27 protein-coding genes and 2 pseudogenes are annotated in these 24,931 nt (G+C 41.5%); 4 read left to right on the top strand and 25 right to left on the bottom strand.

Annotation, left to right across the window (positions count from 1 at the left end; genetic code table 11):
- Window positions 1–2: 2 nt before the first annotated feature.
- From cas7i to cas6, 3 genes are read right to left on the bottom strand one after another with little or no spacing between them, the layout of a single operon-like run.
- Window positions 3–908 carry a type I-B CRISPR-associated protein Cas7/Cst2/DevR gene (gene cas7i / locus HNQ34_RS09620; protein ID WP_183253965.1) on the bottom strand — a complete coding sequence of 302 codons (906 nt, stop codon included), beginning with the start codon at window positions 906–908 and terminating at the stop codon, window positions 3–5.
- Window positions 905–2,692, bottom strand: a complete 1,788-nt coding sequence (cas8a1, locus tag HNQ34_RS09615) for a type I-B CRISPR-associated protein Cas8b1/Cst1 (protein ID WP_183253964.1) — start codon at window positions 2,690–2,692, stop codon at window positions 905–907. Before cas8a1 ends, cas7i begins: the two co-directional genes overlap by 4 nt.
- The gene (gene cas6, locus HNQ34_RS09610; protein ID WP_183253962.1) at window positions 2,689–3,417 is read right to left on the bottom strand and encodes a CRISPR-associated endoribonuclease Cas6; all 729 of its coding nucleotides are present in this window, start codon (window positions 3,415–3,417) and stop codon (window positions 2,689–2,691) included. The genes cas8a1 and cas6 overlap by 4 nt, the downstream gene beginning before the upstream one ends.
- Before the next feature lie 260 nt (window positions 3,418–3,677).
- Between cas6 and HNQ34_RS09605 the strand changes: the two genes are divergently transcribed.
- Window positions 3,678–4,244, top strand: a complete 567-nt coding sequence (locus HNQ34_RS09605; RefSeq protein ID WP_183253960.1) for a hypothetical protein — start codon at window positions 3,678–3,680, stop codon at window positions 4,242–4,244.
- A 47-nt stretch (window positions 4,245–4,291) separates the two neighbouring features.
- On the top strand, window positions 4,292–4,609 hold the full coding sequence (locus HNQ34_RS09600; RefSeq protein WP_312856118.1) for a restriction endonuclease: 318 nt from the start codon (window positions 4,292–4,294) through the stop codon (window positions 4,607–4,609).
- A 152-nt stretch (window positions 4,610–4,761) separates the two neighbouring features.
- On the opposite strand, the gene HNQ34_RS09595 is transcribed toward HNQ34_RS09600, so the two are convergent.
- The 10 genes from HNQ34_RS09595 to HNQ34_RS09550 all read right to left on the bottom strand — a co-directional run bounded on the left by HNQ34_RS09595 (window position 4,762) and on the right by HNQ34_RS09550 (window position 13,690).
- Complete coding sequence (locus tag HNQ34_RS09595; RefSeq protein ID WP_183253958.1) at window positions 4,762–5,859, bottom strand: HigA family addiction module antitoxin; 1,098 nt, start codon at window positions 5,857–5,859, stop codon at window positions 4,762–4,764.
- The gene (locus HNQ34_RS09590) at window positions 5,849–6,190 is read right to left on the bottom strand and encodes a type II toxin-antitoxin system RelE/ParE family toxin (protein WP_183253956.1); all 342 of its coding nucleotides are present in this window, start codon (window positions 6,188–6,190) and stop codon (window positions 5,849–5,851) included. Before HNQ34_RS09590 ends, HNQ34_RS09595 begins: the two co-directional genes overlap by 11 nt.
- 166 nt (window positions 6,191–6,356) lie before the next feature.
- Window positions 6,357–6,635, bottom strand: coding sequence for a hypothetical protein (locus tag HNQ34_RS09585; protein WP_183253954.1), 279 nt, complete (start codon window positions 6,633–6,635; stop codon window positions 6,357–6,359).
- A gap of 61 nt (window positions 6,636–6,696) precedes the next feature.
- Window positions 6,697–7,155, bottom strand: coding sequence for a type I restriction-modification system subunit M N-terminal domain-containing protein (locus HNQ34_RS17500; protein ID WP_246364026.1), 459 nt, complete (start codon window positions 7,153–7,155; stop codon window positions 6,697–6,699).
- A gap of 191 nt (window positions 7,156–7,346) precedes the next feature.
- The gene (locus HNQ34_RS09575) at window positions 7,347–8,258 is read right to left on the bottom strand and encodes a nucleotidyl transferase AbiEii/AbiGii toxin family protein (RefSeq protein ID WP_183253952.1); all 912 of its coding nucleotides are present in this window, start codon (window positions 8,256–8,258) and stop codon (window positions 7,347–7,349) included.
- Window positions 8,258–8,866 (bottom strand): type IV toxin-antitoxin system AbiEi family antitoxin domain-containing protein, encoded by a 609-nt coding sequence (locus HNQ34_RS09570; protein ID WP_183253950.1) that lies wholly within the window; start codon window positions 8,864–8,866, stop codon window positions 8,258–8,260. The genes HNQ34_RS09575 and HNQ34_RS09570 overlap by 1 nt, the downstream gene beginning before the upstream one ends.
- 331 nt (window positions 8,867–9,197) lie before the next feature.
- Window positions 9,198–10,628: a glycoside hydrolase family 1 protein gene (locus HNQ34_RS09565; RefSeq protein ID WP_183253948.1), complete on the bottom strand. Its 1,431-nt coding sequence runs from the start codon at window positions 10,626–10,628 to the stop codon at window positions 9,198–9,200.
- Between the two features lie 325 nt (window positions 10,629–10,953).
- Window positions 10,954–12,414, bottom strand: coding sequence for a transposase (locus HNQ34_RS09560; RefSeq protein WP_183253946.1), 1,461 nt, complete (start codon window positions 12,412–12,414; stop codon window positions 10,954–10,956).
- Between the two features lie 16 nt (window positions 12,415–12,430).
- A complete protein-coding gene (gene tnpA, locus HNQ34_RS09555) occupies window positions 12,431–12,832 on the bottom strand; it encodes an IS200/IS605 family transposase (protein WP_183253943.1) in 402 nt (133 codons plus the stop codon).
- Window positions 12,833–12,922: 90 nt separating this feature from the next.
- Complete coding sequence (locus HNQ34_RS09550; RefSeq protein ID WP_183253942.1) at window positions 12,923–13,690, bottom strand: DUF4405 domain-containing protein; 768 nt, start codon at window positions 13,688–13,690, stop codon at window positions 12,923–12,925.
- A gap of 160 nt (window positions 13,691–13,850) precedes the next feature.
- On the opposite strand from HNQ34_RS09550, the gene HNQ34_RS09545 reads away from it, so the two are divergent.
- Window positions 13,851–14,510 (top strand): Rpn family recombination-promoting nuclease/putative transposase, encoded by a 660-nt coding sequence (locus HNQ34_RS09545; RefSeq protein ID WP_312856116.1) that lies wholly within the window; start codon window positions 13,851–13,853, stop codon window positions 14,508–14,510.
- Between the two features lie 153 nt (window positions 14,511–14,663).
- Here the strand turns inward: HNQ34_RS09545 and HNQ34_RS17495 are convergent, their stop codons facing one another.
- The 5 genes and pseudogenes from HNQ34_RS17495 to HNQ34_RS09520 all read right to left on the bottom strand — a co-directional run.
- Window positions 14,664–14,903, bottom strand: a complete 240-nt coding sequence (locus tag HNQ34_RS17495; protein ID WP_183253940.1) for a YrhC family protein — start codon at window positions 14,901–14,903, stop codon at window positions 14,664–14,666.
- A 63-nt stretch (window positions 14,904–14,966) separates the two neighbouring features.
- Window positions 14,967–16,100 (bottom strand): bifunctional cystathionine gamma-lyase/homocysteine desulfhydrase, encoded by a 1,134-nt coding sequence (locus tag HNQ34_RS09535; RefSeq protein WP_183253938.1) that lies wholly within the window; start codon window positions 16,098–16,100, stop codon window positions 14,967–14,969.
- A 1-nt stretch (window position 16,101) separates the two neighbouring features.
- Window positions 16,102–16,564: pseudogene (locus HNQ34_RS09530) on the bottom strand (pyridoxal-phosphate dependent enzyme).
- A gap of 43 nt (window positions 16,565–16,607) precedes the next feature.
- Window positions 16,608–17,309, bottom strand: a complete 702-nt coding sequence (gene mtnN / locus HNQ34_RS09525) for a 5'-methylthioadenosine/S-adenosylhomocysteine nucleosidase (RefSeq protein ID WP_183253935.1) — start codon at window positions 17,307–17,309, stop codon at window positions 16,608–16,610.
- A gap of 38 nt (window positions 17,310–17,347) precedes the next feature.
- A pseudogene (locus tag HNQ34_RS09520) lies at window positions 17,348–17,800 on the bottom strand (class I SAM-dependent methyltransferase); the annotation flags it as partial.
- A gap of 143 nt (window positions 17,801–17,943) precedes the next feature.
- On the opposite strand from HNQ34_RS09520, the gene HNQ34_RS09515 reads away from it, so the two are divergent.
- A complete protein-coding gene (locus HNQ34_RS09515; protein ID WP_183253933.1) occupies window positions 17,944–18,147 on the top strand; it encodes a YrzA family protein in 204 nt (67 codons plus the stop codon).
- A 27-nt stretch (window positions 18,148–18,174) separates the two neighbouring features.
- Here HNQ34_RS09515 and HNQ34_RS09510 read toward each other — a convergent pair whose 3' ends face one another.
- The 7 genes from HNQ34_RS09510 to HNQ34_RS09480 form a co-directional block, all read right to left on the bottom strand.
- Window positions 18,175–18,780, bottom strand: a complete 606-nt coding sequence (locus tag HNQ34_RS09510) for a YrrS family protein (protein ID WP_183254041.1) — start codon at window positions 18,778–18,780, stop codon at window positions 18,175–18,177.
- A 70-nt stretch (window positions 18,781–18,850) separates the two neighbouring features.
- Window positions 18,851–20,644 carry a peptidoglycan D,D-transpeptidase FtsI family protein gene (locus tag HNQ34_RS09505; protein ID WP_183253931.1) on the bottom strand — a complete coding sequence of 598 codons (1,794 nt, stop codon included), beginning with the start codon at window positions 20,642–20,644 and terminating at the stop codon, window positions 18,851–18,853.
- A gap of 47 nt (window positions 20,645–20,691) precedes the next feature.
- A complete protein-coding gene (greA, locus tag HNQ34_RS09500) occupies window positions 20,692–21,168 on the bottom strand; it encodes a transcription elongation factor GreA (protein ID WP_183253930.1) in 477 nt (158 codons plus the stop codon).
- A 138-nt stretch (window positions 21,169–21,306) separates the two neighbouring features.
- Window positions 21,307–21,942: a uridine kinase gene (gene udk, locus HNQ34_RS09495; RefSeq protein ID WP_183253928.1), complete on the bottom strand. Its 636-nt coding sequence runs from the start codon at window positions 21,940–21,942 to the stop codon at window positions 21,307–21,309.
- A 1-nt stretch (window position 21,943) separates the two neighbouring features.
- On the bottom strand, window positions 21,944–23,212 hold the full coding sequence (locus tag HNQ34_RS09490; RefSeq protein ID WP_183253926.1) for a peptidase U32 family protein: 1,269 nt from the start codon (window positions 23,210–23,212) through the stop codon (window positions 21,944–21,946).
- 21 nt (window positions 23,213–23,233) lie between these two features.
- Window positions 23,234–24,163, bottom strand: coding sequence for a peptidase U32 family protein (locus HNQ34_RS09485; protein ID WP_183253924.1), 930 nt, complete (start codon window positions 24,161–24,163; stop codon window positions 23,234–23,236).
- Window positions 24,160–24,813, bottom strand: coding sequence for an O-methyltransferase (locus tag HNQ34_RS09480; RefSeq protein ID WP_183253922.1), 654 nt, complete (start codon window positions 24,811–24,813; stop codon window positions 24,160–24,162). The genes HNQ34_RS09485 and HNQ34_RS09480 overlap by 4 nt, the downstream gene beginning before the upstream one ends.
- Window positions 24,814–24,931 lie beyond the last annotated feature (118 nt).

Here is a 24,931-nt window from a genome sequence, read left to right as displayed (position 1 = left end):
ATTTAAACACCGTAATACGCTTGAATTTGTTTTGAAACATATTGGAAAAACGGTTCGACAGGCATCACTTGCTCGTTGAATAAATCGTACAACTCTCCTTCATTTGCAAAAACACCGCTCAATATACCGATGCGTGTATCTTTGCCGATCGCTTCCCCAGCAAATGTTTGTTCCATCGTTTCTTTAATTGGTTTCGTTTGAATGACCCATCCGTTCCCTGTTACACTTAGTTGCACGCGCCCGAGGAAAAACGGATTGGCGACATTATACATTCCACCGATGACAAAAAGAGGAGATAAATTTTCTTGTCGTCCGCGAATGTTACGGTTTAGCACTTTTAAAACTTCAAGCAGCTGGAGTACACGATTCGCTTTTTCTTCGTTTGGAAGTTCAATCTCTCCATCCACACCAACACGGTTTAAGTCAATGGTAAGCGTGTATGTATAAAAACTATGGTGTTGTTCTATACTTACCAAATCAGCATTTTGTCTAATTCGACTTGCAAGCCCCATGCTATTTAAAAATTCCAAATCACTTTTATACGGTTCAAGGGAGATCGCATGGCTCAGACGAACAACGGCTGGACGTTTTTCTCCTTCTTCACCTTTTTTTGTTTTTAAATATCCAAATAGATCCATTTCCACTGAATCTCTGATTGAAATATCTTTTTTGAATTGAACGACACTTTTTCCTCCATCGCTCGCCTTTGTAACAGTATCTAAATTCCATCCAAACAGCTCATTCCCAAGGCGAACGATATCGTAGCGAATGCTCTGGCGTGATGCGTACGTATATACTTCGCCATCGCCACGATGAAATTTCTTTAACTCTGAAATATTAGCAATTCCTTCTCCATAGTTTAATGAGTTTGCTTGAAAAATGACGGTCATCGTTAACGCTTTTTTCATGCTTGAACTTCCTCCTGTTCTTCTTTATACTGATTTGCTAATAACCCAGCAATAAACGCATTCGCAACTGTCGCAAAGTCTAAGTCCCGTTCATGTAAAGCATTTAAGAAAATAGGCGAAATAGGGCGATCTGCCGACATGTAAATACGCAAAAGCGTGTCCATAAAACTTTTTCTATTTCCTGCTTTTGCAGCGTTTAATAAGCGATACGCAATGCTTGTTACTTTTTTCTCCGAACCGCTTGAACGCATAATCGCATCACGGATTTCCCGTCCTTGCATAAACAACGCGCTCACTCTTTTATCTGTTTTATCTGTCGTGGCCATATCTCTCACTCCCTTTTTGAACTGCAAAATTCGATTCCGCTCCCGCACGGCAATGTACGGGCCAATCGTACTTCTTTCATTTTTAATACAATCGCGCAAATAGTTATAGATGACATGAATTGGATCCGCACCACGCAACACATATTGTACGAACTGTTCGCGATAATCATATGGTTTGATATAATCGAGCGTATCTGCATGTTGCTTGAAATAATGGGCTAAGTACATCGGCAAATGATAGTAGTGTAAATGTGTTTTTTTACGATCCTTGTATTTTGATGAAAACTCAATAAAAAATAAATGTTCAACTACGTATTCAGCTTCTTTTCTTAGCGGACGTAGTAATTTGCTAACAATGCTGTCAAACGGTTCTTGGTTTTGTTTTAGCTGTTTAAAGTGATTATTTTTTTGTATAATCTCTTGAAATGAACTATCGAGCTGAACAAATGCACTATAGTCTTTATATAGAATCTCATCGTTGATTCTTTCTTTTTTGGAGTAAGTAACAGTTCCTGCTGGTGCAAATAACAATACAAGTTTCGCCAAAGAAGAAACGGGAACTAGACTATCGTCTTTAAAATTCCAGCTAAAGTTAATGTTTTCTCCAGAAATACCCAATGGATAGAAAATACTTTCAGTAAAGTTATAGAAAGCAATATGATCTGAAAAAACGGAACACTTATTTAAATATGATTTAGAGCTAGAATGTATTTGTTCTAAATCTAATTTTCTCCATATTTTTTCTAATTTTTTAAATTCGCTGCGATTTCTATAGTTAGAAAGAAACGAAATAATCTTATCTGAAGACTGCGCATTCTCTAATACATACTCAAACTGTAAATCTTGTAAAACAGGAGTAATATAGTCTTTTAAAATTACTTCTTCAAAATCTTTTTTCCTACTGCTATTATTCAAAAACGAAGTTTGCCCTAAAAAGTTTCTTAACATTTGGTCTTTTATGTTTTGAAAAGTAAGCTTTTGATCAACCTTTGGGTTAACAGAGATATTTTGAAATATTTGCACACAATCATACAATTGCTCTATATGTTCATACCTATTTATTTCCCTTAACTTTTTTAGCATATTCTCTAGTTCCTCGTTAGGGAAATACTCTAGTATATTTTTGCTGTTTTCTTCGATAAGTTTTTTTAGTTCTTTTACCTTTTTTTTGAACTCAGACTGTGTTTGAATTTCTTCGATATATATATTGATTTTCTCTCTAGCTTTCCTTATCGAACTATATTTATTACCATACTCCTCCAACAAATACAAAAAATATGCCTTTGGCAATTGCGGAAGTACATCGGTATCAAGTTCAATTCCCCACGGCTTAGCTGTCACGCTATCTTTGTATTCATCGCTAATTATTCCGTTTTTTCGTCCATATTCAAACACACGATATAATCCAACAAGCCCCATGTTGACCATCCATTCGCCCATGTGCAAATCGACCTTCATTCCCTCACCTCCTCTACTTCAAGCATTCCAAATCCTTGATTGCGCCGTTTGGACAAACCAAGCTGATAAAGTAATTGTAAATCAGCAGGATCCCCACTTACCTTAAACAAACCGTGATAGGTGGTAAAAAATAAATGTTGTTCTTCCCCATACTTTTCAGCAAATTGATGATTAGATTCTTTGATAACCGTCTTTTTAAATCGAATAGGTCGTATCGTTAACGGTCTGCATAATCCTTTGCCACGGTATTCATATAAAATCGTATCGGCTAAATAATTGATATGTTTTTCATAATTCTTGTCATCTGGTGCAATTGGCGATTTGTTTTCATCTTCTACTAACAAAGGCGAGAGCGTTCGAAAGACAACAGTAGATGATGTAATCTTTTTTTCATCTCCCATTACTGTTTTTCTCCGAATAAATTCGTATCCTTTATATTCAAACCTTTTTTTACTTTGCAAACCGTTATACACATGAAGTAAAAACTCATAATCAGGCGAGCTAATAGTAACGCGTAGTTCCTCTAACTCAATTTCATTGCCTTTGAAGTGAAAGTTTTTCAAAAAAGGCGAGAAAACGAAAGGTTTTGTTGCATTTGCTTGAGCGTATAGCCGCTCGTAATACTCCTCACTGGATGCTCGTATACTTTCTTTAAGGATTGAAACAATCGCCATCCGATAATGAAGCGGTATTTTTTTCACTTGAAATGAACAAATGATTCTCATACTACACCTCCTTCTACTTCATTTTATCGAAAAGAAACGGAAAATGTTGTCGTTTTTTGTCAAATATAAACATTTTTCATAAAAAAACAGCCCCATCCAGAGGCTGTTTGTTGTTTTTATGTTTCTAGCAAACAGGGGTTGTCGTTACTCTCTACAAAAATTCATCTTCTTCGTTTCAATCCATCATTAAAAGATAGAGACATGACAGAAAACAACATGGTAAAATTTATGTATAAATCTTTTGAAAAGGAGAAATGAAATTGCCAAAGCAAACAAAAAAACAAAGAAAAGATACTGTTTTTGGAGCGGTGAGCGGTCTTGTCTTTTTATGCGGATTTAGCATATGGTGGCAGTTTCATCTCAGTTTTTATTTCTTAATAGCTGTTATTTTTATGTCTGTAGCTTTAGGAGCAAAAGCCGCATCTTATGTGCCTGACATGCGCAAAAAAGAAAACAAAAATAAAAATCCGTATACAGGACTTCCGCAAAAAAAGAGTATGAAAAAAACTGACAAACTGCCTTCATCTAGGCAGCGAACAGCCGAAGCAACTCCCTCTTCTTCAAGTGATCGAGCACGAAAATACAACATTCGTTCGGATGATATGATTTTGCAGTTACCTGTTTTTGCTAACATAAAATTGAGCCACTTCGCTCGTAAAAACGTGAGCCACTCCATTTCCAGCGAAAACACCGTCTTGATATGGAGTGAGAGGCATGATAGGCTTGTTGCCTATCGAAACACCTTGATGTGTCGCCTTTCGAGTGAAATCATGCCTCTAGAGGCTACATGTCAAGACGCCCCAGATTTACCATTTGTCAATTTTTAAGTGGCTCACAAGGATGTAATCGGAGTGGCTCAAAATTCAATTAGCAAATACAACCGCTGAATCAGTTATCCGATCTTGAATTTGAACAACTTGTATTTCTTTATTTTAAAGCAATCGGTTACAAACCAGTGAAAACACCGGAAGCAAAAGACGGTGGTGTCGATATGGTTTTAACGAATAAATCTGATGGGGTAAAGATTGCTGTTCAAGTAAAACATCGTTATAAATCTAAAAATCAAATAACTGTGAAAGAAATGAGAGAGCTTGACAGCGCTAAAAAAACCATCGCTGTGTTGCCACTTGGTTTATTACATCAGGCACGTTTACGAATGATGCGCTGCAACAAGCAGATGTTTATCGGATGAAAACGTCTGATATTACATACGTTGAGGGAAAAATTATTCCTTGGAAAGAGCGTGAAGTAGCTAAAAGGCGGGTAGCTGCGGAGAGAAAGTGAATATCTATCAAAAAAGCTCTAAAAAATAAAAGCTCCCTCTCTCTTGAGGCAGAGCTTTCTCTATTCATTATCCCATCGATAAGAAATTTTTAATTTATTCAGTATAGATCGAAAAGGAATTATACCATCATGCTGGAGTCTACCTACCACAATTCCAGGGGCAATTTGTAATTCGTCTGCAAATGAACAGATAGATTGTGTTGAAAAATCATTCGCTTCAATAAATTTTTTATATTTTGATGGAGAAATTAAAAAGTTGGCCGCAAACTGATTAGCTTCTTCTTCTAAATCCCCCTTCTCGTTATTGTCTTCGAGATCAACAAATGTTTCTTTTTTACTGTGAAGCAAAATGTGTCCAGCCTCATGAAAAAATGTAAACCATAGAGAATCATTTCTTCTGTACCGAAAGCTAAGTTGGATTAGCGCTTTCTGTGGATTTAACCATTTAGTAGCTCCGCTAACACGGCTTTTTGGAGTTTCGGGAACAAAAACAACAGCTACACCACATTGCGAACATAATCTAACCAACTTAGGGACAAAAATATCTGGGGTTTCCGACGTAAATTTTCTAATTTCCAATAATGCTTCTTTAAATTTTTTTTCATTATAAGGTTCACACTCGATCTCACGCGCTAATATCTCCCCCCTTCTTAACCAAACAGCAACAGATTCTCGGTTTATCTCAAAAGCACCCGTTTGTCTAAATGCCGTATCTGGATTAGACAATCTTATTTGACATACTTTTTCGAAAGCTTCAAACGAGGCCACACCAAAAAACTTAAACAATTCTTCAAGTTGCTTTATTTCATCAGTATGTTTTTCTATCCACCTATTTTTAGTCATAAATGTGATCGGAAATTTTTCTAACTGGTCTATTTGCCTTTGGAGATGTTCATTTTCCGCTTTTTTCGCCAATAATTGACGATAATTGCTTTCAAGATTGTTCCAAAAAGCTGCACTCACGTTGAAAACTTTTTCCAACTGCAAAGCTGTTTCCGGAGTAATAGGTGCTTTACCTTTAATAATTTCATTTACAGTTTTTGTTGTTTTACCAATTCTATTGGCTAATTCAGCTTGTGTCATTCCATAATAGTCCAGTAGCTCAGCTAAAGTTTCTCCAGGAGGAATGATATAATCAGGATTAAATTTATTTACCATGGTAATCCACTCCAACTTCAATAATTTTGATCGCCGTAACCATTGAACGATCTATTCCTCCGTCGGGTTTTCTAGGAATAGGATCATGATTAGGAACAAAGACTATTCGAAAAGGGTGTTTTACATCAACAGCAAATTGCTCATCTCTTTCACCTTCTAGTTGATGAAGGCGAGGAGGTGGTAAATGACTAATATCATTTAAGCAAGGAGCTGCTCTTAATTCGGCTAGCCTTTGTTGAATTTTTCTTGTCAGCTGACCATATTCTTTTTGCATTGCTGAATTGGAATTAAGCACTTTTTCCATTTTTTTGTTTTTGAACGAAATATCCATTTCCGACCCCTACAACATTTTATTAACGTATTACGTTAATAAAATACATTACACAATAATATTAACATGATAAATTTATTTTTGTAAATGAATTATTGATTATGCTTTTTTCGCTATGTAAACCAATTAGGTACATCTTAGGGACGTGTATAGGAACGACGTCTAACTATTCAACATCTAAAAAATTTTTAATGAAACTGTATTTTTCTTCTACTGTTTTTCTCAACTCTTCTGCCCCGATGTATTCATCGCAATCTATTCTATGAATCGGATCTGGTTCGTACCAGCCACATGCTTCTGAAATATCATCAAATGCGTCGATGTACTGTTCATCTATGATTTCTTCAAGAAACTGAAAGTATATAGAAGGGAAATCGTAAGAAAATTGTTCTGCCGATAATTTGCCGGTAAGATATTCTTCAATACAACGCAGTAGCTCGTCCATGCCTTTCCTCCGTTTCATAATGAATAGCCCTAGCATTTCCAAAGCTAGGACTTTATCAAATTTATTCCTCTATTTCGATGCTTCGCGCCGCCTCATACACCTCATTTAAGAACGCATGCAGCACCGTTTCTTGAAAGTCTTTGTCCGTAAATAGCCGCTTAAATAGCTGTTCGTTGGAGTTTTTTGTTGCTAGGAAGCTTTTTAATGCCTGCGGGGTTTTGGAGCGAATAAAGTTTTCCAGTAACTTTTTAAGCGTAAAATTCGACGTATTGTAAAAAGGCTGTTCCGCTGCTTGTTGAAGTAAAAAATCCCCGTCTTCAATCGTCATTCCCATCGCTTTTAATTCTTCCAATTGCGAAAGAACCGCTTCTTTTGTCGGCTCTAGCACCGCATCAATACGCCGAATCACGGTCAAAGGCAGAATGACTTTTCCGTATTCCGATTGTTTATAATCTCCGCGCAATAAATCTGCATTCGCCCATATAAACGACACTTTATCTTGAAATTGAATGGAATCCATGATGTTACCCTCCTGCAGCTTCTATCTTTCCTTTATTTTACTACTAGATAACTTTCGTGTGAACAAATTCGACAAAATTCGTTATCTATGATTTTAAAAAACAAAAAAGAACAGGAAGCCCTGCCCTTTCCGAAGCGAAAGTGAAAGCGAATCGTTTAAGCGAATAAGGAAAAGCGAATGGAAATGTAAAATTACTCCCATTGAAAAGTTTGGCGATTCCACGTTTTAAAAAACTCCGTTTCATGTAAAATGGAGTCATATATCGGAAAAAGAAAATCCCTAATTCTTCCCATTACTAAGGAGAACGCTAAATTTTCTTGCACACCTATCCTTCGTAAAAATGCCTTCCACTGCTTTATTCTTCCTTCATCTTCTACAAAAGAAGGAGAAAATATAGGGTGCTCTTTTTCTAAATTCGTCCCACGTCTTTGAAACGTTTCAAAGATTGCCTCCCACAAAACACGTCCATCAAAATTCTCGGTTGATAAAAGCGTGAAAATATCATAAAAATCCTTCATTCTGCTATTCACAACTGATAATGAAATCATTGCCTCGAATTTTTCAGCTATCACTGAATAAGTTGAATAGACTCGAATTTCTGGAGGTTGCATATTTAGCAAAGTAGGATATTGTATATCTTGTGATTTTGGAATAACCACATCACCAAACCCAATATCTAGCTGTAATTGCTTCTTCATTCTACCAAGTGATGCTAGGATTTTAATACGTACCCCTTCATAATTAGCACCCTCTTTGATTCGTTCAGCAGTAATGCCATTTACATCAAATTCGACTCCATCCTCTTCCACAGGTAACGCACAAACAGACTCAAACGCAGACTTGATATATTGAATATCATTCGAAATTTGTCTGGCTAAAAAATCGATATCTTTCGTTGGTCTAGATTTGAATTGTGTTAGAGAAAACAAAAAGAGACCGCCCTTTAAAACAAATTGTTCCCGATAGCGGGAAATAGAAAGCCGATATAGCAACCTTTCTTGAAAATATAGCAGTAAAATGGAATCAAAGGTTTTCCCGCTTTGTTTAGCAATATTTTTTAATCGTTCGCTAACTGATGCAGGTATATTTTTCACATCTCCCATTACAAAAGCACCTCTAAGTATTTGAGTAAAACCGTCTTGACGCGCATTACTTCCGCACATTCCATCAATTTATTGATATTTTTTTCCGGACTTTGCAAATAATTTCGCAAGCCTTCTTTCATTAAATCGATCCCTATTTTTTCTCTGTATCGAATAATATCGCAAATTGTTTTTTCACGATTATAGATACTTATTTTATGGCCGCCTACCTCCACTTCTTCCATTCCATATTCAAACTGTTTTTTTGAAAAGTAAAAAACTTTAATTGGTGGATAATCTGGTAATCTCGGTTTCCTTGATTTTCTTTCAATAGCGATTTGATATTCCCACGGATTATAGGTGGTTAACTCATAAAAAGACAATGCCGACAAAAGACAAAGAACACCATTCGGGATCACTTTCGCTACTTCAATCATTTCGGCATGTTGATCATTTTCAAACTCAGCATAACGATAAATCCCTCGTTTTATCCTAATGATTTCTCCACTTTGCTCGTACTTTCGAATATAATATTTGCTTACTCCTTCTCTCGTTAAGTCTTCTGTCCTAGCAATTCCTTTTTTCCGCGCAAAAATATCTTTTATGAGCTTGTTCACTTCTCTACTCATTGTATCACCACTTTTTTTACCTAAAGGTCGGCATTTATTATTAATTGCAAACGTTTAATATACTTATTCTCAATTGTTCGAAATATTCCTCTTTTTTCTTAGCGCATGCATTTATTATTATATGCCGACAATAAATAAAATTTCTATTATTATTTTTAGACCTCCTCTCCCACTTGCCTGCAGCGGAAGTGGGGGCTTCTCGGTTACAATAATAAAAAACAGCCCCATCTAGAGGCTGTTTGTTGTTTTTATGTTTCTAGAAAACAACACCTATCGCTGCTCGCCTTTTTCGTTCATTGACCGCTTCCATTGGCAAAGATGCCCTTTACAATTATAACTGTTCCCCATTTGTGGCGATGACGTTTTTGTACCAGAAAAACGACTTTTTCTTCTTGCGTTCCAATGTTCCGCTGCCGTCGTCATGTTTATCGACGTAAATAAAACCGTATCGTTTGGAAAATTCGCCGGTAGAGGCACTGACTAAGTCGATGCATCCCCATGTCGTGTAGCCCATGAGCTCCACTCCGTCTTTTAGCGCTTCACGCATCGCTTCAATGTGGCTCCGTAAATATTCTATACGATAGTCGTCGTTAATCGAGCCGTCTTCCTCCATTTTATCATAGGCTCCCAAGCCGTTTTCGACAACGAACAGCGGTACTTGGTAGCGATCATAAAGCCGATTCAAGATAATGCGCAAACCGGTCGGATCAATTTCCCAGCCCCAGTCACTCGCTTTTAGGAACGGGTTTTTCACTCCTTCAAGAATGTTCCCAGGAACCTTCTCCTGCTCTGTTTTGTCTTTTTTCTGCGTAATGGACATGTAGTAACTAAGGCCAATGTAATCAACGGTATGCTCTTTGATTAATTGTAAATCCCCTTCGCGAATATCAACGGTGACGTGATGTTCGTCAAAAAAGCGCTGAATGAACGACGGATATTCCCCGCGCACTTGGACATCTGCGCAAAAATAATTGAACAATCGCTCTTCCTGCAACGCATACATGACGTTTTCCGGATGGCAGTCATACGGATACACCGGTGCAGCGAGAATCATGCAGCCAATTTTTGCATCGGGAATGATCTCACGGCACGCTTTGACGGCAAGACTGCTGGCCACAAATTGATGGTGAAACGCTTGAAACAGCTCTTGGTGCTTTTCTTCCTTTTTCGGCACAAATCCCATGCTCATCATCGGAAAATGGAGGGCACCGTTAATTTCGTTAAACGTCATCCAATATTTCACTTTATCTTTGTACCGGTGAAAAATAGCTTTGGCATAACGTTCAAAAAACGTCACAAGTTCCCGGCTTCGCCAACCGCCATATTCTTTTACGAGCGTTAGCGGCATTTCGTAGTGGGAAATCGTCACAACAGGCTCAATCCCGTATTTATGTAACTCATCGAACACCCGGTCATAGAAGGCAAGCCCTTCTTCATTCGGTTCCGATTCCGTGCCGTTCGGGAAGATGCGCGTCCACGCAATCGACATGCGAAACGCTTTAAACCCCATTTCCGCAAACAGGGCAATATCCTCTTTATACCGATGATAAAAGTCAATCGCTTCATGGTTTGGATAAGTATATGTTTCGTTGTCGATTTCAAAGGTAAAACCAGGTTCTTTCAATAGTTTTACCCGTTCTTTCCCACCGGGAAGAACATCGGCAATACTCAAACCTTTATTTCCTTCATTCCATCCACCTTCAATTTGATTGGCAGCCGTCGCCCCTCCCCATAAAAATCCTTCTGGAAACTTTTTATTCATCGGTTTATTCCTCCTTCTCTATATGCCCATAATAAACAAGGAGAGCAACTCCCCGTGCTCCCCCTCATTAGTTTACCACAAATAACCTTTGCTAGCCTAGCAATAGCAAGTTTACACACTTGCTTCCTTTGCCCGTTTATTTTTCAACATCCGTTTTTCTAGATACTGAATCTCCCAACGACTAAAGTCACGGGGTTCTTGCGTACAAAAGGGTTTCTCGTACACCTGCGTGCAGAACTCACCCTTGTTCCGCAAGACTTTCATGGGCAAACACTTCACGAGTGCTTTGCGCCCTGTGCGCCCGATTCAAGACGCTGAACACGATTTAAACTCCCATGCTACTTACAACACATGGATGAAGACGAAGTCGTTCCATTTCTTTATTGTGTAGATGGATAAAGCTATCCCATCTGTCTAAACATTTTTGTTGGTCTATTTCTTTTCGGTTATCTTTAACGTTCATGATTAAAAATGCGCTATATAAATCACGTTGTATTTTACACCCATTTGTTTCATGCCATCGTTGAGAAAGTGTTTTCTTTTTGTACTCGTTGTTTTGATGGTCGTATTGACTTGCTTTTACGCTGAATGTATCAACAAAATGAAGCGGTTTATTTTCGTATTGTAGTTTTTGATTCAATATGTTCAAAAACAAACTTGGCGCACGATTCGCAATGCTTTTTCCAAATCGTTTTTTCTTTTTGTATTTTCCGTTGGCATCGACTTTTGTTTCTTTGGCTCTTTTTTGAAGTGCTTTAAAGTTCATTGTTTCTACTTTGAAACAATCACCAAGCGTAATCATCCAATTCGCTAGTCGATGGTGGTCTTGTTTTCTTTTGTCTGCCATCTTTCGTTGTAGTTCAGCTAGTTGATTTTTTGTTTTTATATAGTTTTTGCTCCAAATCCATTTTTCTTTGTTGTCTTCTTTTTTTATGGTGCCATCTTCATTGTATTTATGGGGGTTATTTGCTCGTCTTTGGCGGTCTAGTTTGCGAAGAAGCACTCGTTTCTGCTTTTCGAGGTTTTCTACGCTTGGCGCAAGCATAAACAACTTGACATCGTTTGTTGAACAGACAGCAATTGTTTGCGTTCCAATGTCGATGCCAACATCACCTTGACCAAGCGGATACTTCATGTTTCCTGTTTCTTTATTCATTTTTTTAGGGGGGATGCCCTCAAGAATAAGCTGAATATCATATTTTATTTTTCCTCTGATTCGTTTGCGAACAATACGGCAATATTTTACTCGGTCTTGCAAAGCGATATGTGCGTATATATCGTTTTTACGAACAATAACAGGAATAGATAGCTCATGCCATAAAAGGCGACCATCTTTAAAACGAATCCCTGTTTCGTTTGTTTTGCTTTCTACGGAATCCATTTCGTTTTGTTTTTTAAAATACACTTGATTGGCGTTTCCAAATGCCAATTTTTCAAAAGCCAACCACGCTCGTGTAGCGATCTTTTGCGCCGTATGAGAATCTATGTGTTTTTTAAAAGGATATCGCATTGGCTTGATAAAATCGTGCAAGGCGTATTCAGTTACACCATAAAAACGATACAATTCATTTAGTATTTTGTTTTTTTCTTTTGATGTTGGTTGTTGAATGACTTGTTTATATTCGCGATCGTGTTGTAATTTTTTATATCGCTTTAGACATTCACGCAAGCAAGCATTATATAACTTTCTTGCGATTTCGAATCGCTTTTCAAGCACATGTTCTTGCCATCTTTCTGTTTTTAGTTTTAACGTCAACACATAACTTTTTGTTTTTGATTTTGCCAATGCGATACACCTCCCTTTACACGTTTTTTTGATTTTCAATATATTGCTTTATGGCATCTTCTGAAATATATCCAACTGTGCAACAAAAATAACTTCTCGTCCATAACGACGGTAATCTGCTTTTTAATGAAGGATATTTTTCTCTTAATATTCGGCTACTTGTTCCTTTAAACGCTTGAATGATTTTATGCAAATGTTGTCTAGGATCAAAAGAAATAAACAAGTGCACATGATCTGGCATGACTTCTAACGCTTTCATTTCTACATCGTGTTCTTTGGCAACTTGATAAAAAATTTCTTTTAAATCTCGCTCAATATCTCCGACCAATACTTTTCTTCGGTATTTTGGACAGAATACAATATGATATTGATTGAGATAGACAATTCCTTTTTTATGGGTGTATTTTTTGTTTTCCAAAATCAATCACCTCTATATGAAATATACCATAAATATTAGATAAATGGAACATATCTAATAAATTGATTCAAAAAAATCAGCGATTCATCCCTAGCCTTTAGGCAGGGGCTTTCTCGCTAAAATTTTGTAAGTAGGGACGATAATCACCGCCCAAATGGCAAAGTAGTTGAGTAAGACAAGCAGTGGGTTGCTGCTGCCGCGTTCTTTGCGGAATTTGCCGTCGCGAAATTCTCCATCAGGTGGGGTTGGCGCTCCTTGTCCAGCAAAAGTGAACGCGTTTTGTTCCGCGAATCTCGGTTTGAAGTCCCCTTCACTCGGTTTTACGTTTTGGGAAATCCAATACATTCCGCCCGCCAAAAGGGCAAACGTCAGCACGCTAGAAGCAATCATTCCTTTTCGCCACGTTCCATCCTTTGTTTTGAACACTTTTTTACTAACGCCCATTATCCACTGCCAATGTAAGCCGAGATGAAGACCGACTAGTGCAAGCGTCGTGTTGGCGGAAAGGTTGTGAATTCCGCGAACGAAGTGATTCCCTTCTAGCGCAAGGTTTGGAAACACGACGCGCGAAATCAAAATTCCCGATACAATAACCGTTGCCATCGACAGCAACAACAACACATTTAAGAAAAAGCCTATTCTCGTTTTCTTCGGAAGTTCGGAAGAAAAAATTTTTTTCGTCGTGTTAATTACCCAACGATAGTTTAATCCGATATGGACAAGAATCGCGATGCCAATCACAGTCCCAGCAATTTCGTGAAACGGCAAGCCGTTGAACACCCTCGGGTTCATTAATAATAACACAAACGTAATCGCGAGCAATAAATCAAGCACGATCTTTACATAATTTTTCCTCACTTCATTTCCTCCTAACCTTTTCTACTTTTAGCGAACATCGCTCGTACTGTTTACAGTTTACTAGCCGATGGTGAAAATTGCGTGAAAAGGGAGGGAAAAGTAGGTGGATTTGATTTCGCATCGCCCCCATCTTAATAGATGTCAAATATGTGGCGGACTGGTGAGAAATATTCTATCGAAAATTCAATTTTCATCTACAAAATTCTCCATTTCCTTCTTTATTACGCCTATTTTCGTCAAAAATGTGCTGCAAAATTCAATTTCCCACATTTGCATTTCCCTTATTATGATCGCCATCCTCAACTATCCTCTCTTTCCACACGAAACAGATCGCTTCCATACCGTCTTTCACATTCGCGAAGATGGAGAACAGTTCCTTTGGAGCCATCACCTTGAATTTCATGTGCTTGATTTGTCACAATTTATGGTAAAATGGAAGAAATACCGTCGGGAAGTGAAACAATCGCCTGAATGGCCTTGGTTGACGATGTTGTCGGCGGTGGACAGCCGAACGAAAAAAATCGACGAAGAGATGGTTCGCGAATTGGAGGGAATCGCGATGACAGAACAAGAAATTTTAGAAGCGTTAGAGGAATGGCAAAATTTAAGTGTTACCCCCGAAAACCGTTATGCATACGAAATGCGGCTGAAGTGGCTCCTTGATCAGCTATCGAACATTCGTAGCAGCCGAGAAGAAGGACGTCAAGAGGGGATGCAGGAAGCGATTAGAAAAATGAATGAAAAAGGTATGAGCGTCGCGGAAATTGCGAATATCCTCGATATGACAGAAAAAGACGTACATGAACTCTTGAAAGGTTAAGCCATACGAAAAACGCCAGCGTGCTAGATGCTGGCGTTTTAGTTTCCAAAATAAAAAACACCCCCCTGTTCAGAGACTGTTGTATATAATAAGCCGATGGTTACTGGGATGACCCGTTCACGTACTTTTCTGTTGTTTTTGTTCCGTTCGAATTTATAGCGCGTGTTCGTCATCTTCTAGTTTCCGTACGTATACGTTTGACCGATGCGAGAAAAAAATAGAAGCGAGCATGAGAACGAACACTGCTCCAAGTACGAGTAGTCGCTTCGTTCCGTCGATGGCATTCGGGATGAGTGTGCCGATATATAAAAATGCGCTAAGCGCAAATAAGACGAGACTGTATGCTTTATAGTCACGCGCTTTTCCTAACCAATTTCGCTTTTGTTCATCCACAACAACCGTCCCCCTTTCCTTTCTTCAATGTACCATAGGAAACGCGAAAGGGGGCGATGTAATTTATGCCAATGCTTGCGCCAAGTCTTCGATTAAATCGTCCGCATCTTCTAACCCGACCGAAATGCGGATCAGTCCGTCAGTAATGCCAAGCTCGTCGCGGCGCTCTTTCGGAATCGACGCATGCGTCATTTTCGCCGGGAGGGAAATTAAGCTTTCCACCGCACCTAAACTTTCGGCTAATGTAAAGTAGCGGACGCGGGTTAATACTTGCTCCGCTTTTTCAGCGCTACCAACGTCAAACGATACCATGCCGCCAAAACCGCGCATTTGTTTTTTCGCGATCTCGTAGTTCGGATGCGTTTCAAGCCCTGGATAGTACACTTTTTGCACCGCTGGATGGTTCACTAAAAAGTCAACGATTTTTCTTGTATTCGCCTCATGCTCTTCCATCCGAATGCCGAGCGTCTTGATGCCGCGCATAAGCAGCCATGAATCTTGTGGGCCGAGAATGCCGCCCGTTGCGTTTTGAATAAAATGTAAGTCGGTTGCAAGTTTTTCCGAGTTGACGACGACAAGTCCAGCCACAACGTCGCTATGACCGCCTAAATATTTCGTCGCACTATGCACGACAATATCGGTACCGAGCGCAAGGGGCGTTTGCCAATACGGCGTGCTAAACGTATTATCGACGATCGTAAGCAGCCCGTATTTCTTCGCCAATCTAGCCGCTCCTTCAAGATCAGTAATTTTCAATAGCGGGTTTGTCGGTGTTTCAATGTAAATTGCTTTCGTGTTTGGTTGAAGATGCTGTTCAATATTCGCTAAATCGCTCGTATCGACAAACGCCGATTCAATGCCGAGACGGTTTAATACTTTCGTCATGACGCGATATGTACCGCCGTACACATCGTCGGTTAAAATGACATGGTCGCCGCTGTTAAAGAGCATCATCACTGCTGTAATCGCCGCCATCCCTGAGCCAAACGCAAAGCCAGCGTATCCTTCTTCTACATCTTTTATTAACTCCTCTAATGCATGGCGCGTCGGGTTGCCCGTTCGTGAATATTCGTACCCTTTATGTCCGCCGACTCCTTCTTGCTTATACGTGCTCACTTGATAAATCGGCACCGACACCGCCCCGGTATGCGGGTCACCGACAATGCCACCATGAATGAATTTCGTTTTTCTTCTCACGTTACATCCCGCCTTCATAAATATTTTTGCTTAAATACCGCTCGCTGCTATCTGGAAAAATGACGACGATATTCGTGCCCGGTTTTGCCTGTTCGGCTTCCAAAAGCGCCGCATGAAACACTGTGCCGGACAATCTTCCGGCAAGCAGTCCTTCTTTTTGCGCCAGCTCTTTCACGCGCCGGAACGCAAAAAATAACGTTGACGTTTTTGCTGATGGCCGCTAGTGCTAGCCCGATTCCGGTATTGCCGGCCGTCGTTTCAATAATCGTCCCGCCTTCTTTTAGCTTTCCTATTTCCAGAGCATCGCGCAACAATTCTTGTCCTAAACGGTCTTTAATGCTTCCTCCGGGGTTGAAATATTCGAGCTTGGCAAAAATACGTACTCCTTCCGGAAGCGGAAAGTGCGTAATTTCCATAAGCGGCGTATGGCCGACAAGCTCGTGAATATTTTTCGCTACTTTCAGGTGCCACCTCTTAAAGATGAAAATAAGGAGAGGGGGACTCTCCTTATGAACGTTTTAATTCGTCCAACATCGCCTGCACAAGTTCAGATGAATGAAGTGCTGCTTTATGCAAAAACTGTTCGAACGATACGTTTGATTCTTTGCCGGCAATGTCCGAAAGCGCGCGAATGACGACGAACGGAACGCCAAACTGGAAGCACACTTGCGCAATCGCCGCCGCTTCCATTTCCACCGCATAAAGGTTCGAAAATTGCGTGCGGACGAATTCAACACGCGCGGGATCGTTCATAAACGAATCTCCTGTGGCGATTAAACCTTTCACGACTTGAATGTCGCGAATGTGCGCCGCGCTTTTTTCCGCCGCTTCAATTAGCTTCGTATCCGCCGTATAACGAGCCGGCATGCCCGGCACTTGACCGTATGCGTAGCCAAAAGCGGTCACATCGACATCATGATGGACGACTTCCGTTGAAATAACGATATCGCCCACATTTAATGAAGACAAAAAGCCGCCGGCTGAACCGGTGTTAATGACAACATCCGGTTGAAAACGTTCTAACAAAATCGTCGTTGACATTGCCGCATTGACTTTGCCGATGCCGGATTTTAATAAAATGACATCGACGCCGTTTAACGTTCCTGTGTAAAATTCACAATTCGCGACGACCGTGTCCTCGCGGCTATCGATTTTCTCCCGTAAAATCGCAACTTCTTCTTCCATTGCGCCAATGATTGCTACTTTCATTCTTTCTACCTCTTTCACTTATTGTTTCACAGCCTCGATCAACCAAATGAAACCGAAAAACCGTTGTTCACAAACATATGATCTAGCGCCGGCAATGTGTATAATTTCACGCTCTAAATCTTCGGCTAAATCGTGAAAGCCTTTCGCTTTTGCGCCGGCAATCATTTGGTCGTGAGTTTGATGATTGACAAAGGCTGTATCCGTAAACACTATTTTACCACCTTTATTCAACAGCTTGCCACACTTACTAATCGCTTTCAGTTAAATGGTGAAAGGCGTATGTACTAACGATCATTCAGCAACGGGAAATGTAAAAAGTCGCTGTCCTGTATCGACGCACCTGCTAACTTCTCCAGCGCTAATTCCCGCATTGGCGCCGACGGCTCAATGCCGTATACCGTTTTTCCTGCTTCAACAAGCAGTTTTTTCATTAAGTTGCCTGTGCCAACCCCAAACTCTAGCACTACGTTTCCGCTTTTGGCAACGACTGTATATGAACCTCTCCCACCTATCCTCCGTTTAGAGATAGGAAACTTCTTAGGAAATTATGTTAAATAACGTTCTGTTTTCTACCACACTTTTTTCGTTTCTTCAATGGAAATATGCTAAACTACAGATGGAAAGGAGGAGAACGATGCTTACGTTTGATCTCATTCAAGATAAGGTAGAATTTTTTGAAGCAGCGGATTTAAAGACGTTAGAGAAAAAAATAAACGAACAAATTGAACAAAATAAAGCGCTTATGTTAGAAGTACATCACGTGTCGCACCAAATGCATGTCACAGAAAACGGGCAGCGTTTTTACAGTGCCGTTGTTCACTTCAAAGCAAAAAAATGAGCGGATGTCCCGCCATCGGGGAATCCGCTATTGTTTCAACTGCTCGATTTTTTCCGGCTTCCAGCCTTGATGTTCCACCCAAGCAATATACACTTTATATTTCACGCTTTTATCTTTTGGCGATACGGTAGCTACGGCTTTATTCGGACCGTTGTTGCCGATAAACCAGACGATCATATTGTCGCGCGCTAGGCCGGTCGCATAGCTCACCGCATCGAGCATTTCTTTCCAATCGACAGAGTTTTCGTCAAACATCGTGACATGCGGCTCGGACTGCGTTGTGCCGATCGGCTGCCATGACGGATCGACAATTTCTTTTTCGACTCCTGAAGCCGGATCGCCTGCCGTTTCAATTACTTGTTGCGAGGACTTGGTTTGTTCCGATGATGGCTGATCTGTTTCGTTGTTGTTTTGCAGCGCGCCGCCAATTTCGACTTCGACTTGATCGTCCTTCGGTTTTTTCGCTTCCGCTACATTCGTTTTTCGCTCAGATGCTTGGTTCGGTTCGCTGTCGTTTGCAAAAAACAGCTGCCAGCTGAAAAAGACGATCAACAGAAGCACGAACGCGAGTGCGACGTTTAATAGTCGGTTGATTTTCCGCCGTTTGGCGCGCTGTTCGAAACGGGAATGCATATTAGCCAAGCGCCATCCCTCCCTTTGTTCTTGCGGTCGTATTTATTTTAGTATACAATAGGCCGCCTTGTCATTTCGGATTTACGTCCTGTGCGTTTTGCTTCGCTTCCCACTCATATATTCTCTTGACAAGGTCATCAAATACATCATTTGTCACAGCTTGTGAACTTGGGCTTTCCAAATCGACGACGACGAGCGCATATTTCGGCGATTGCGCCGGAAAATAGCCGGCAAACCATTTATTAATGAGCGCTTCGCCTTGTGGTGTCGTTTTTCCGGTTTGCGCCGTTCCTGACTTTCCCGCCACCGCATAAGGAAGCGTCTGAAACCGCCGTCCGGTGCCGCGCTCGTCGGTAACGACGCTGCGTAACAGTTCTTTTAACTTCATTGCCGTCGAAAGCGAAATCGGTTCTTCAGAAGTAAACGGCTGTTCCGGAAAAGTAAAAAACGTTGTCCCGTTTTTATACACCATTTTACTGACAGTCCGCACTTGCTTTGCTTCTCCATCTCTAGCGATTGTTGCCATCATATTCGCGACAGCCAGCGGGGAAACGCGGACGTTTTTTTGGCCGATCGACGTTTGTGCGACGGCAAGCGGAACGTATTTGTCGCTTTTGTCGTACCAAATCGTGCCGCTCTTTTCTTCCGGAAGCTGGCGAAAATCGGCGATGTGGTACACATCGCCTTGCCAGCCGGCGAGCGGATACAGCCCGAGTTTTTGCGCATATTGTTCAATGATGTCTTTGTTTTGTTCGACCAGCTGTTTTCCTAACGTAGCGAAGGCGTTGTTGCAGCTAACCGCAAAACTTTTTTCAAAAGACAGCATCCCGTATGCATGCTCAGTATCTGGAGTCGTTCCGTCAATTTTTCTGCTGCAGTTAAATGTTCGTCTTTTTGTTGCGATTCCTGTTTCGATCGCCGCAGCGGCAATAACGGTTTTAAACACCGATCCCGGAATTTGCGGCAATAGCATCTGATTTTCTGCGCCATTGTTTTTATACGGATCGCGCGGGTTCATCGCCGGACGGCTTGCCATCGCTAATATGCTATTGGTTGCCACATCCAGCAGTACCACGCCGCCTTTTTTCAGCTGATGTTCCTCTAGTACATCTTCAGCCATTTGTTGCAAATCGCGATCAATCGTCGTTTGCACGGAAATCGGATAAAACGGGTTTCCGGGGTCGCTGTACTTGACATCGATGCCAAAGAGCGGCCCTCCTTCCGCATCGACGTGGTATAAAAGCCGCGTTTCACCTTCCGGAAGCAAAAATTCATCGAACGCTTTTTGCAAGCCGTGAATGCCGATTTTTGTTTGCGGCGAGAGAGAACGATCACCGTAACGAGCTCGCAACAGCTGCGGATCTTCGCGCGTAAAGCCGATCAGTTGGGCTGCGTACAGACGAACGAGCGGATATTGTTTTTTCACCGCAAGCACCCCGGGAAGATGAAGTTTATTGATTTTGTCCATTTGCGCATCCGTCAACGAAAACGGTTCCGCCCCGCTCGAAAAGACAAACGGTTCCTTCGCTTGTTGAATTTGCGCAACAATTGTGCTATCAGAAACATGAAGAATGTTGGCTACCGTTTCGACCGGCCAGTCCATCGTTTTTAAAAACGGAAATAAAACAAGGACAGGGATTTCCTGTTCGACGAGCGGTTTACCATTGCGGTCGACAAACGTTCCGCGCCCGTCGCTCACAACCATTTCTTGCGTCCGCTGGGCGACGCTAGCTTCGATTAAGTTCACATGTTTTTTTGAAAACGATTCGGTGCTCACTAATTGAAGCTGAACAAGCCGGCCAATTAAGAGAAAGATGCCGAGCTGAATAAGCAACAAAATTGCAATCGTTCTGTTTTTCCGCATAAAAAACACCTCGTCTTCATTGTTGACGAGGTGTGCCAGTTTAAAACCTATTTCACCGCCACGATTTTCACGAGCATTTCTCCGCCTGGTGTTTGCACGCTCACTTCATCGCCGACTTTTTTGCCAATAAGCGATTTCGCAATCGGAGAATCGTTGGAAATTTTTCCTTCAAATGGATCGGCTTCGGCGCTGCCGACGATCGTATACGTTTCTTCTTCGCCATCCGGCAGCTCGATGAACGTCACCGATTTTCCAAGCGATACGACATCCGGATTCGTTGTATCTTCTTCAATAATTTGCGCATTGCGAATCATGTTTTCGAGCGTTTGAATGCGCGCTTCCACGAACGCTTGCTCGTCTTTTGCCGCATCGTACTCAGAGTTCTCAGAAAGATCGCCAAATCCGCGGGCAATTTTAATGCGCTCAACGACTTCTTTTCGCTTCACCGTTTTTAAATATTCCAATTCTTGTTCCAGCTTCTCTTTCCCTTCTTTTGTCATCGGATATTGTTTCTCATTCGCCATATCCTTACCTCCTTGTTATTTTTATGTATAGAAAAGGTACGAACGGCTGAATGCGTTCGTACAAACGAGATCGATAACTGCGGTACGCCAACTTTAGCCAAAAACGATAAAGTATATAATGGTATCTATGTTATGTTATTACAAAAAAGACTTTTGTTCAAGAATTGTTCGAATTTTTGTAACCATTAAATCGATGGCCACATGATTATGTCCGCCTTCCGGGATAATAATGTCGGCATACCGCTTTGTCGGCTCAATAAACTGATTGTGCATCGGACGAACGACGTTAACGTATTGGTCAATAACTGATTCTAACGTCCGCCCGCGTTCATTAATGTCGCGCAATAAGCGGCGAATGATGCGAATGTCGGCATCGGTGTCAACATATACTTTAATATCCATTAAATTGCGCAATCGTTCGTCTTCCAATACGAGAATGCCTTCTAAAATAATGACATCTTTCGGTTCGACATAAATGACTTCGTTCGCTCGAGTATGGAGCGTATAATCATACACCGGTTTTTCAATCGGTTCGTAATTCAGCAGTTTATGAAGATGCTCGATTAATAAGTCGTTATCAAAAGCAAGCGGATGATCGTAGTTCGTTTTCAGCCGCTCTTCAAATGGAAGATGGCTTTGATCCTTGTAATAATAGTCTTGCTCGAGCATTAAAATCGAATGCCCTTGAAAATGTTCATAAATCGCTTTCGCAACGCTCGTTTTCCCCGAACCGGAGCCACCCGCGACTCCGATGACAACCGGTTTCTTCCCCATCTTATTGCTCCTTTCTCATCATGTTGTATGGGAAGACTTCTTTCTCCACTTTAAATTTCACGATTTGCAGCGGGTGGCGCGCTGCATCGAGCTCGTTTCCATCTTCGTCCCAAATCGTTCCGACCGTTTGCGTAAAGTTTTCAATTTCTGGTCCGAAAAATTCGACCGTATCGCCCGGCTTAAAGAAGTTGCGCTGTTGCAATGTCACGATTTTCGTTTCGCGGTCGTAATCCAATACAAAGCCGGCGAAGTCGTACGTCGTTTTTTTGCTGTGGATGCCAAACATTTGCTCTTTATAGCCCGGCACTCCTTCAAAAAAGGCCGGCGCTGTATCGCGATTGGCGCATTTGTCGAGCTCATCGAGCCATTCTTGGCGAATGACAAAGTTGTCCGGGTCGGCACAATACGCATCGATGACTTTGCGGTATACGCTGACGACGGTCGCAACATAGTGAATGGATTTCATCCGTCCTTCAATTTTCAAGCTATCGATGCCTAATTCAATCATTTTCGGAATCGATTGAATGAGATTGAGGTCTTTCGGGCTCATCGCAAACGGATCATCGTTTTCATCAAATAAAGCGATTTCGCGATCGCCATCGAGCTTGTACAAGTCATAGTCCCAGCGGCACGATTGACAGCAGCCGCCGCGGTTTGAGTCGCGGGCAGTCATATGGTTGCTTAATACACACCGACCAGAATAGGCAATACACATCGCCCCGTGGATAAACGCTTCAATTTCGATATCCACTTTCTCTTTAATTTCACGAATTTCTTCGGCGCTCGTTTCGCGGGCGAGCACGACACGCTCGAGCCCTTCTTCTTTCCAAAACTGCACCGCTTTCCAGTTTGTAAGCGACTGTTGCGTACTTAAATGCACTTCGAGTTTCGGTGCGACGCGGCGAGCCGCTTCAATAATGAGTGGGTCAGCGACGATAATGCCGTGCACGCCGGCTTCTTGAAGGCCTTGTAAATACTCTTCCAATCCCGGCATATTTTCGTTATGGGCATAAATGTTCGTCGTCACATAAATTTTCGCACCATATTGGCTCGCAAAACGGACGCCTTCCGCCATTTCTTCGAGCGTAAAATTATCGGCATTCGAACGAAGCCCGTATTCTTGCCCGCCGATAAAGACGGCGTCTGCTCCGTAATGAACGGCCACTTTGAGCTTTTCGAGGTTTCCGGCCGGCGCCAATAGTTCGGGCTTTTTCACGATGACGCGCTTCCCGTCAATGATTTTGGAAATTTTATCATTTTTCAACATCATTCATCCCCCCTTCTCGTTCATTTAGTACACCGTTTCTTTAAAGAAAAATCCTGTATCTAACGGGCGATGTTTCGGCTGAATCGCTTCGATTTGCGCAAGTAGCTGTCCTTTTTCCGCTTCGTATCGCTCTCGATGTTCGGCGCATAAATCAATCGCGCGGCGATACAACTGCGTCACTTTTGTAATGTAGTCCTGTTCATGAAGCACGCCATCAATTTTAAAGCTGTCAATGCCCGCATCGACCATGTCTTCGAGCTCGTCAATAATGCAAATGTCGTTCGGGCTCATAATGTGCGTGCCGTTTTCGTCTTCGAAAATCGGGTATTTGTTATCGCGTTCTTTATCGTATAAAAACATGCCTTTTTCATATTTCTTTTTCTCGATTTCCATTACTTTTCCTTGATATTCGAAATAGTTGCCAATCAATGAACGCTTCGACTGGAACATGCACGCCATGCCATGCACTTGCACTTCAATTTCGACTTCGGCATGTTGTTTAATTTCGATGATTGCGTCCATGTTCAACTCGCGGGCCAACACAGCACGCTTCGCTCCTTTTCGCCCCCAATAGTTACACGCATACCAGTTCGTTGCCGTCGTTTCTGTATTCCAATGCAGTTTCATATGCGGCGCGGTTTCCCTCACGGTCATTAACACAGCAGGGTCGCCAAATACGATCGCATCGACACCTGTATCTGCCAAAAAGCGAACGTAATCGCCGAGTTCATCGACTTTGTCGTTATGAAAAAGGGCATTCATCGCCACATATACGCGAATGCCATACCCGCGCGCCACATCTACCGCTTCTCGAACGTCTTTTCGGGTAAACTCGCCAGCAAGCCGCAACCCGTAGCGCTGCTCGCCAATTAATACCGCATCCGCCCCTGCTTTCGCAAGGCCATGAATATGAGCAACGCTCGTTGGGGTGACTAACAATTCCGGTTTTTTCACTTCATTTCACCTCGTTTTTTCGATATAGCAATGCCGTCGCCGATTGGTAAAATGACGGTGTCATAGTCTAGGCGGCGCATCAGCCATTCGTTATATTCGCGAATTTTTTTCGCTAATTGGCGCATTCGTTTATTTTCAATCGGTGCATCAGCTGCGACAAGCCCTTTAAATAGCACGTTATCCGTAATCACAACGCCGCCGTCAGCTAAAAGCGGTTCATACATGCGAAAAAAACGCTCATATTGCCCTTTTGCCGCGTCGATAAACATGACATCAAACGGCGCGTGCTTTTCCACTTCATTGTATAATTCAAGCGCATCACCAAACAACACATCAATTTGATCGCACGTTTTAGTTCGTTCCATATAAAAAAGCGCCCGTTCATATCGCTCTTGATCCCGTTCAACTGTCACGATGCGCGCATCCGGCAGCTTCATCGCCATACGAATCGCCGAATAACCAATCGCGGTACCAATTTCAAAAATGCTCTTTGGCTGAATAATCTGTAATATATACAGCATCGCTTCGATCCCGATGATGTCCATAATCGGCACGCGATGTTCTTTGGCATACGCTTCCATCTCCTGAACGATGGGCTCACGGTTGGGGATGAGCGTTTCTACATACCGCACCAGTTCCTCTGATAACAATACAATTCCTCCTCGTAAAAATAAGAGTCCGAAACAGACTCTTATGAAGGGAATATATAATGAGATATACCCATAACTTTATATATACTATCATAAAACGAAACGAAATGCGAAGATT

Origin of the sequence: Anoxybacteroides tepidamans (assembly GCF_014201465.1) — a bacterium.
GTDB lineage: Bacteria > Bacillota > Bacilli > Bacillales > Anoxybacillaceae > Anoxybacteroides > Anoxybacteroides tepidamans.
Note: the sequence above shows the minus strand (reverse complement) of the source record. Positions and strands in the feature narration are given on the sequence as shown.

Coding starts and splice junctions, on each gene's coding strand:
- cas7i (WP_183253965.1), bottom strand. CDS start 908: ATGAAAAAAGCGTTAACGATGACCGTCATTTTTCAAGCAAACTCATTA.
- cas8a1 (WP_183253964.1), bottom strand. CDS start 2,692: ATGAAGGTCGATTTGCACATGGGCGAATGGATGGTCAACATGGGGCTT.
- cas6 (WP_183253962.1), bottom strand. CDS start 3,417: ATGAGAATCATTTGTTCATTTCAAGTGAAAAAAATACCGCTTCATTAT.
- HNQ34_RS09595 (WP_183253958.1), bottom strand. CDS start 5,859: ATGGTAAATAAATTTAATCCTGATTATATCATTCCTCCTGGAGAAACT.
- HNQ34_RS09590 (WP_183253956.1), bottom strand. CDS start 6,190: ATGGATATTTCGTTCAAAAACAAAAAAATGGAAAAAGTGCTTAATTCC.
- HNQ34_RS09585 (WP_183253954.1), bottom strand. CDS start 6,635: ATGGACGAGCTACTGCGTTGTATTGAAGAATATCTTACCGGCAAATTA.
- HNQ34_RS17500 (WP_246364026.1), bottom strand. CDS start 7,155: ATGGATTCCATTCAATTTCAAGATAAAGTGTCGTTTATATGGGCGAAT.
- HNQ34_RS09575 (WP_183253952.1), bottom strand. CDS start 8,258: ATGGGAGATGTGAAAAATATACCTGCATCAGTTAGCGAACGATTAAAA.
- HNQ34_RS09570 (WP_183253950.1), bottom strand. CDS start 8,866: ATGAGTAGAGAAGTGAACAAGCTCATAAAAGATATTTTTGCGCGGAAA.
- HNQ34_RS09565 (WP_183253948.1), bottom strand. CDS start 10,628: ATGAATAAAAAGTTTCCAGAAGGATTTTTATGGGGAGGGGCGACGGCT.
- mtnN (WP_183253935.1), bottom strand. CDS start 17,309: ATGAAAGTAGCAATCATTGGCGCAATGGAAGAAGAAGTTGCGATTTTA.
- HNQ34_RS09515 (WP_183253933.1), top strand. CDS start 17,944: ATGCTTACGTTTGATCTCATTCAAGATAAGGTAGAATTTTTTGAAGCA.
- HNQ34_RS09510 (WP_183254041.1), bottom strand. CDS start 18,780: ATGCATTCCCGTTTCGAACAGCGCGCCAAACGGCGGAAAATCAACCGA.
- HNQ34_RS09505 (WP_183253931.1), bottom strand. CDS start 20,644: ATGCGGAAAAACAGAACGATTGCAATTTTGTTGCTTATTCAGCTCGGC.
- greA (WP_183253930.1), bottom strand. CDS start 21,168: ATGGCGAATGAGAAACAATATCCGATGACAAAAGAAGGGAAAGAGAAG.
- udk (WP_183253928.1), bottom strand. CDS start 21,942: ATGGGGAAGAAACCGGTTGTCATCGGAGTCGCGGGTGGCTCCGGTTCG.
- HNQ34_RS09490 (WP_183253926.1), bottom strand. CDS start 23,212: ATGATGTTGAAAAATGATAAAATTTCCAAAATCATTGACGGGAAGCGC.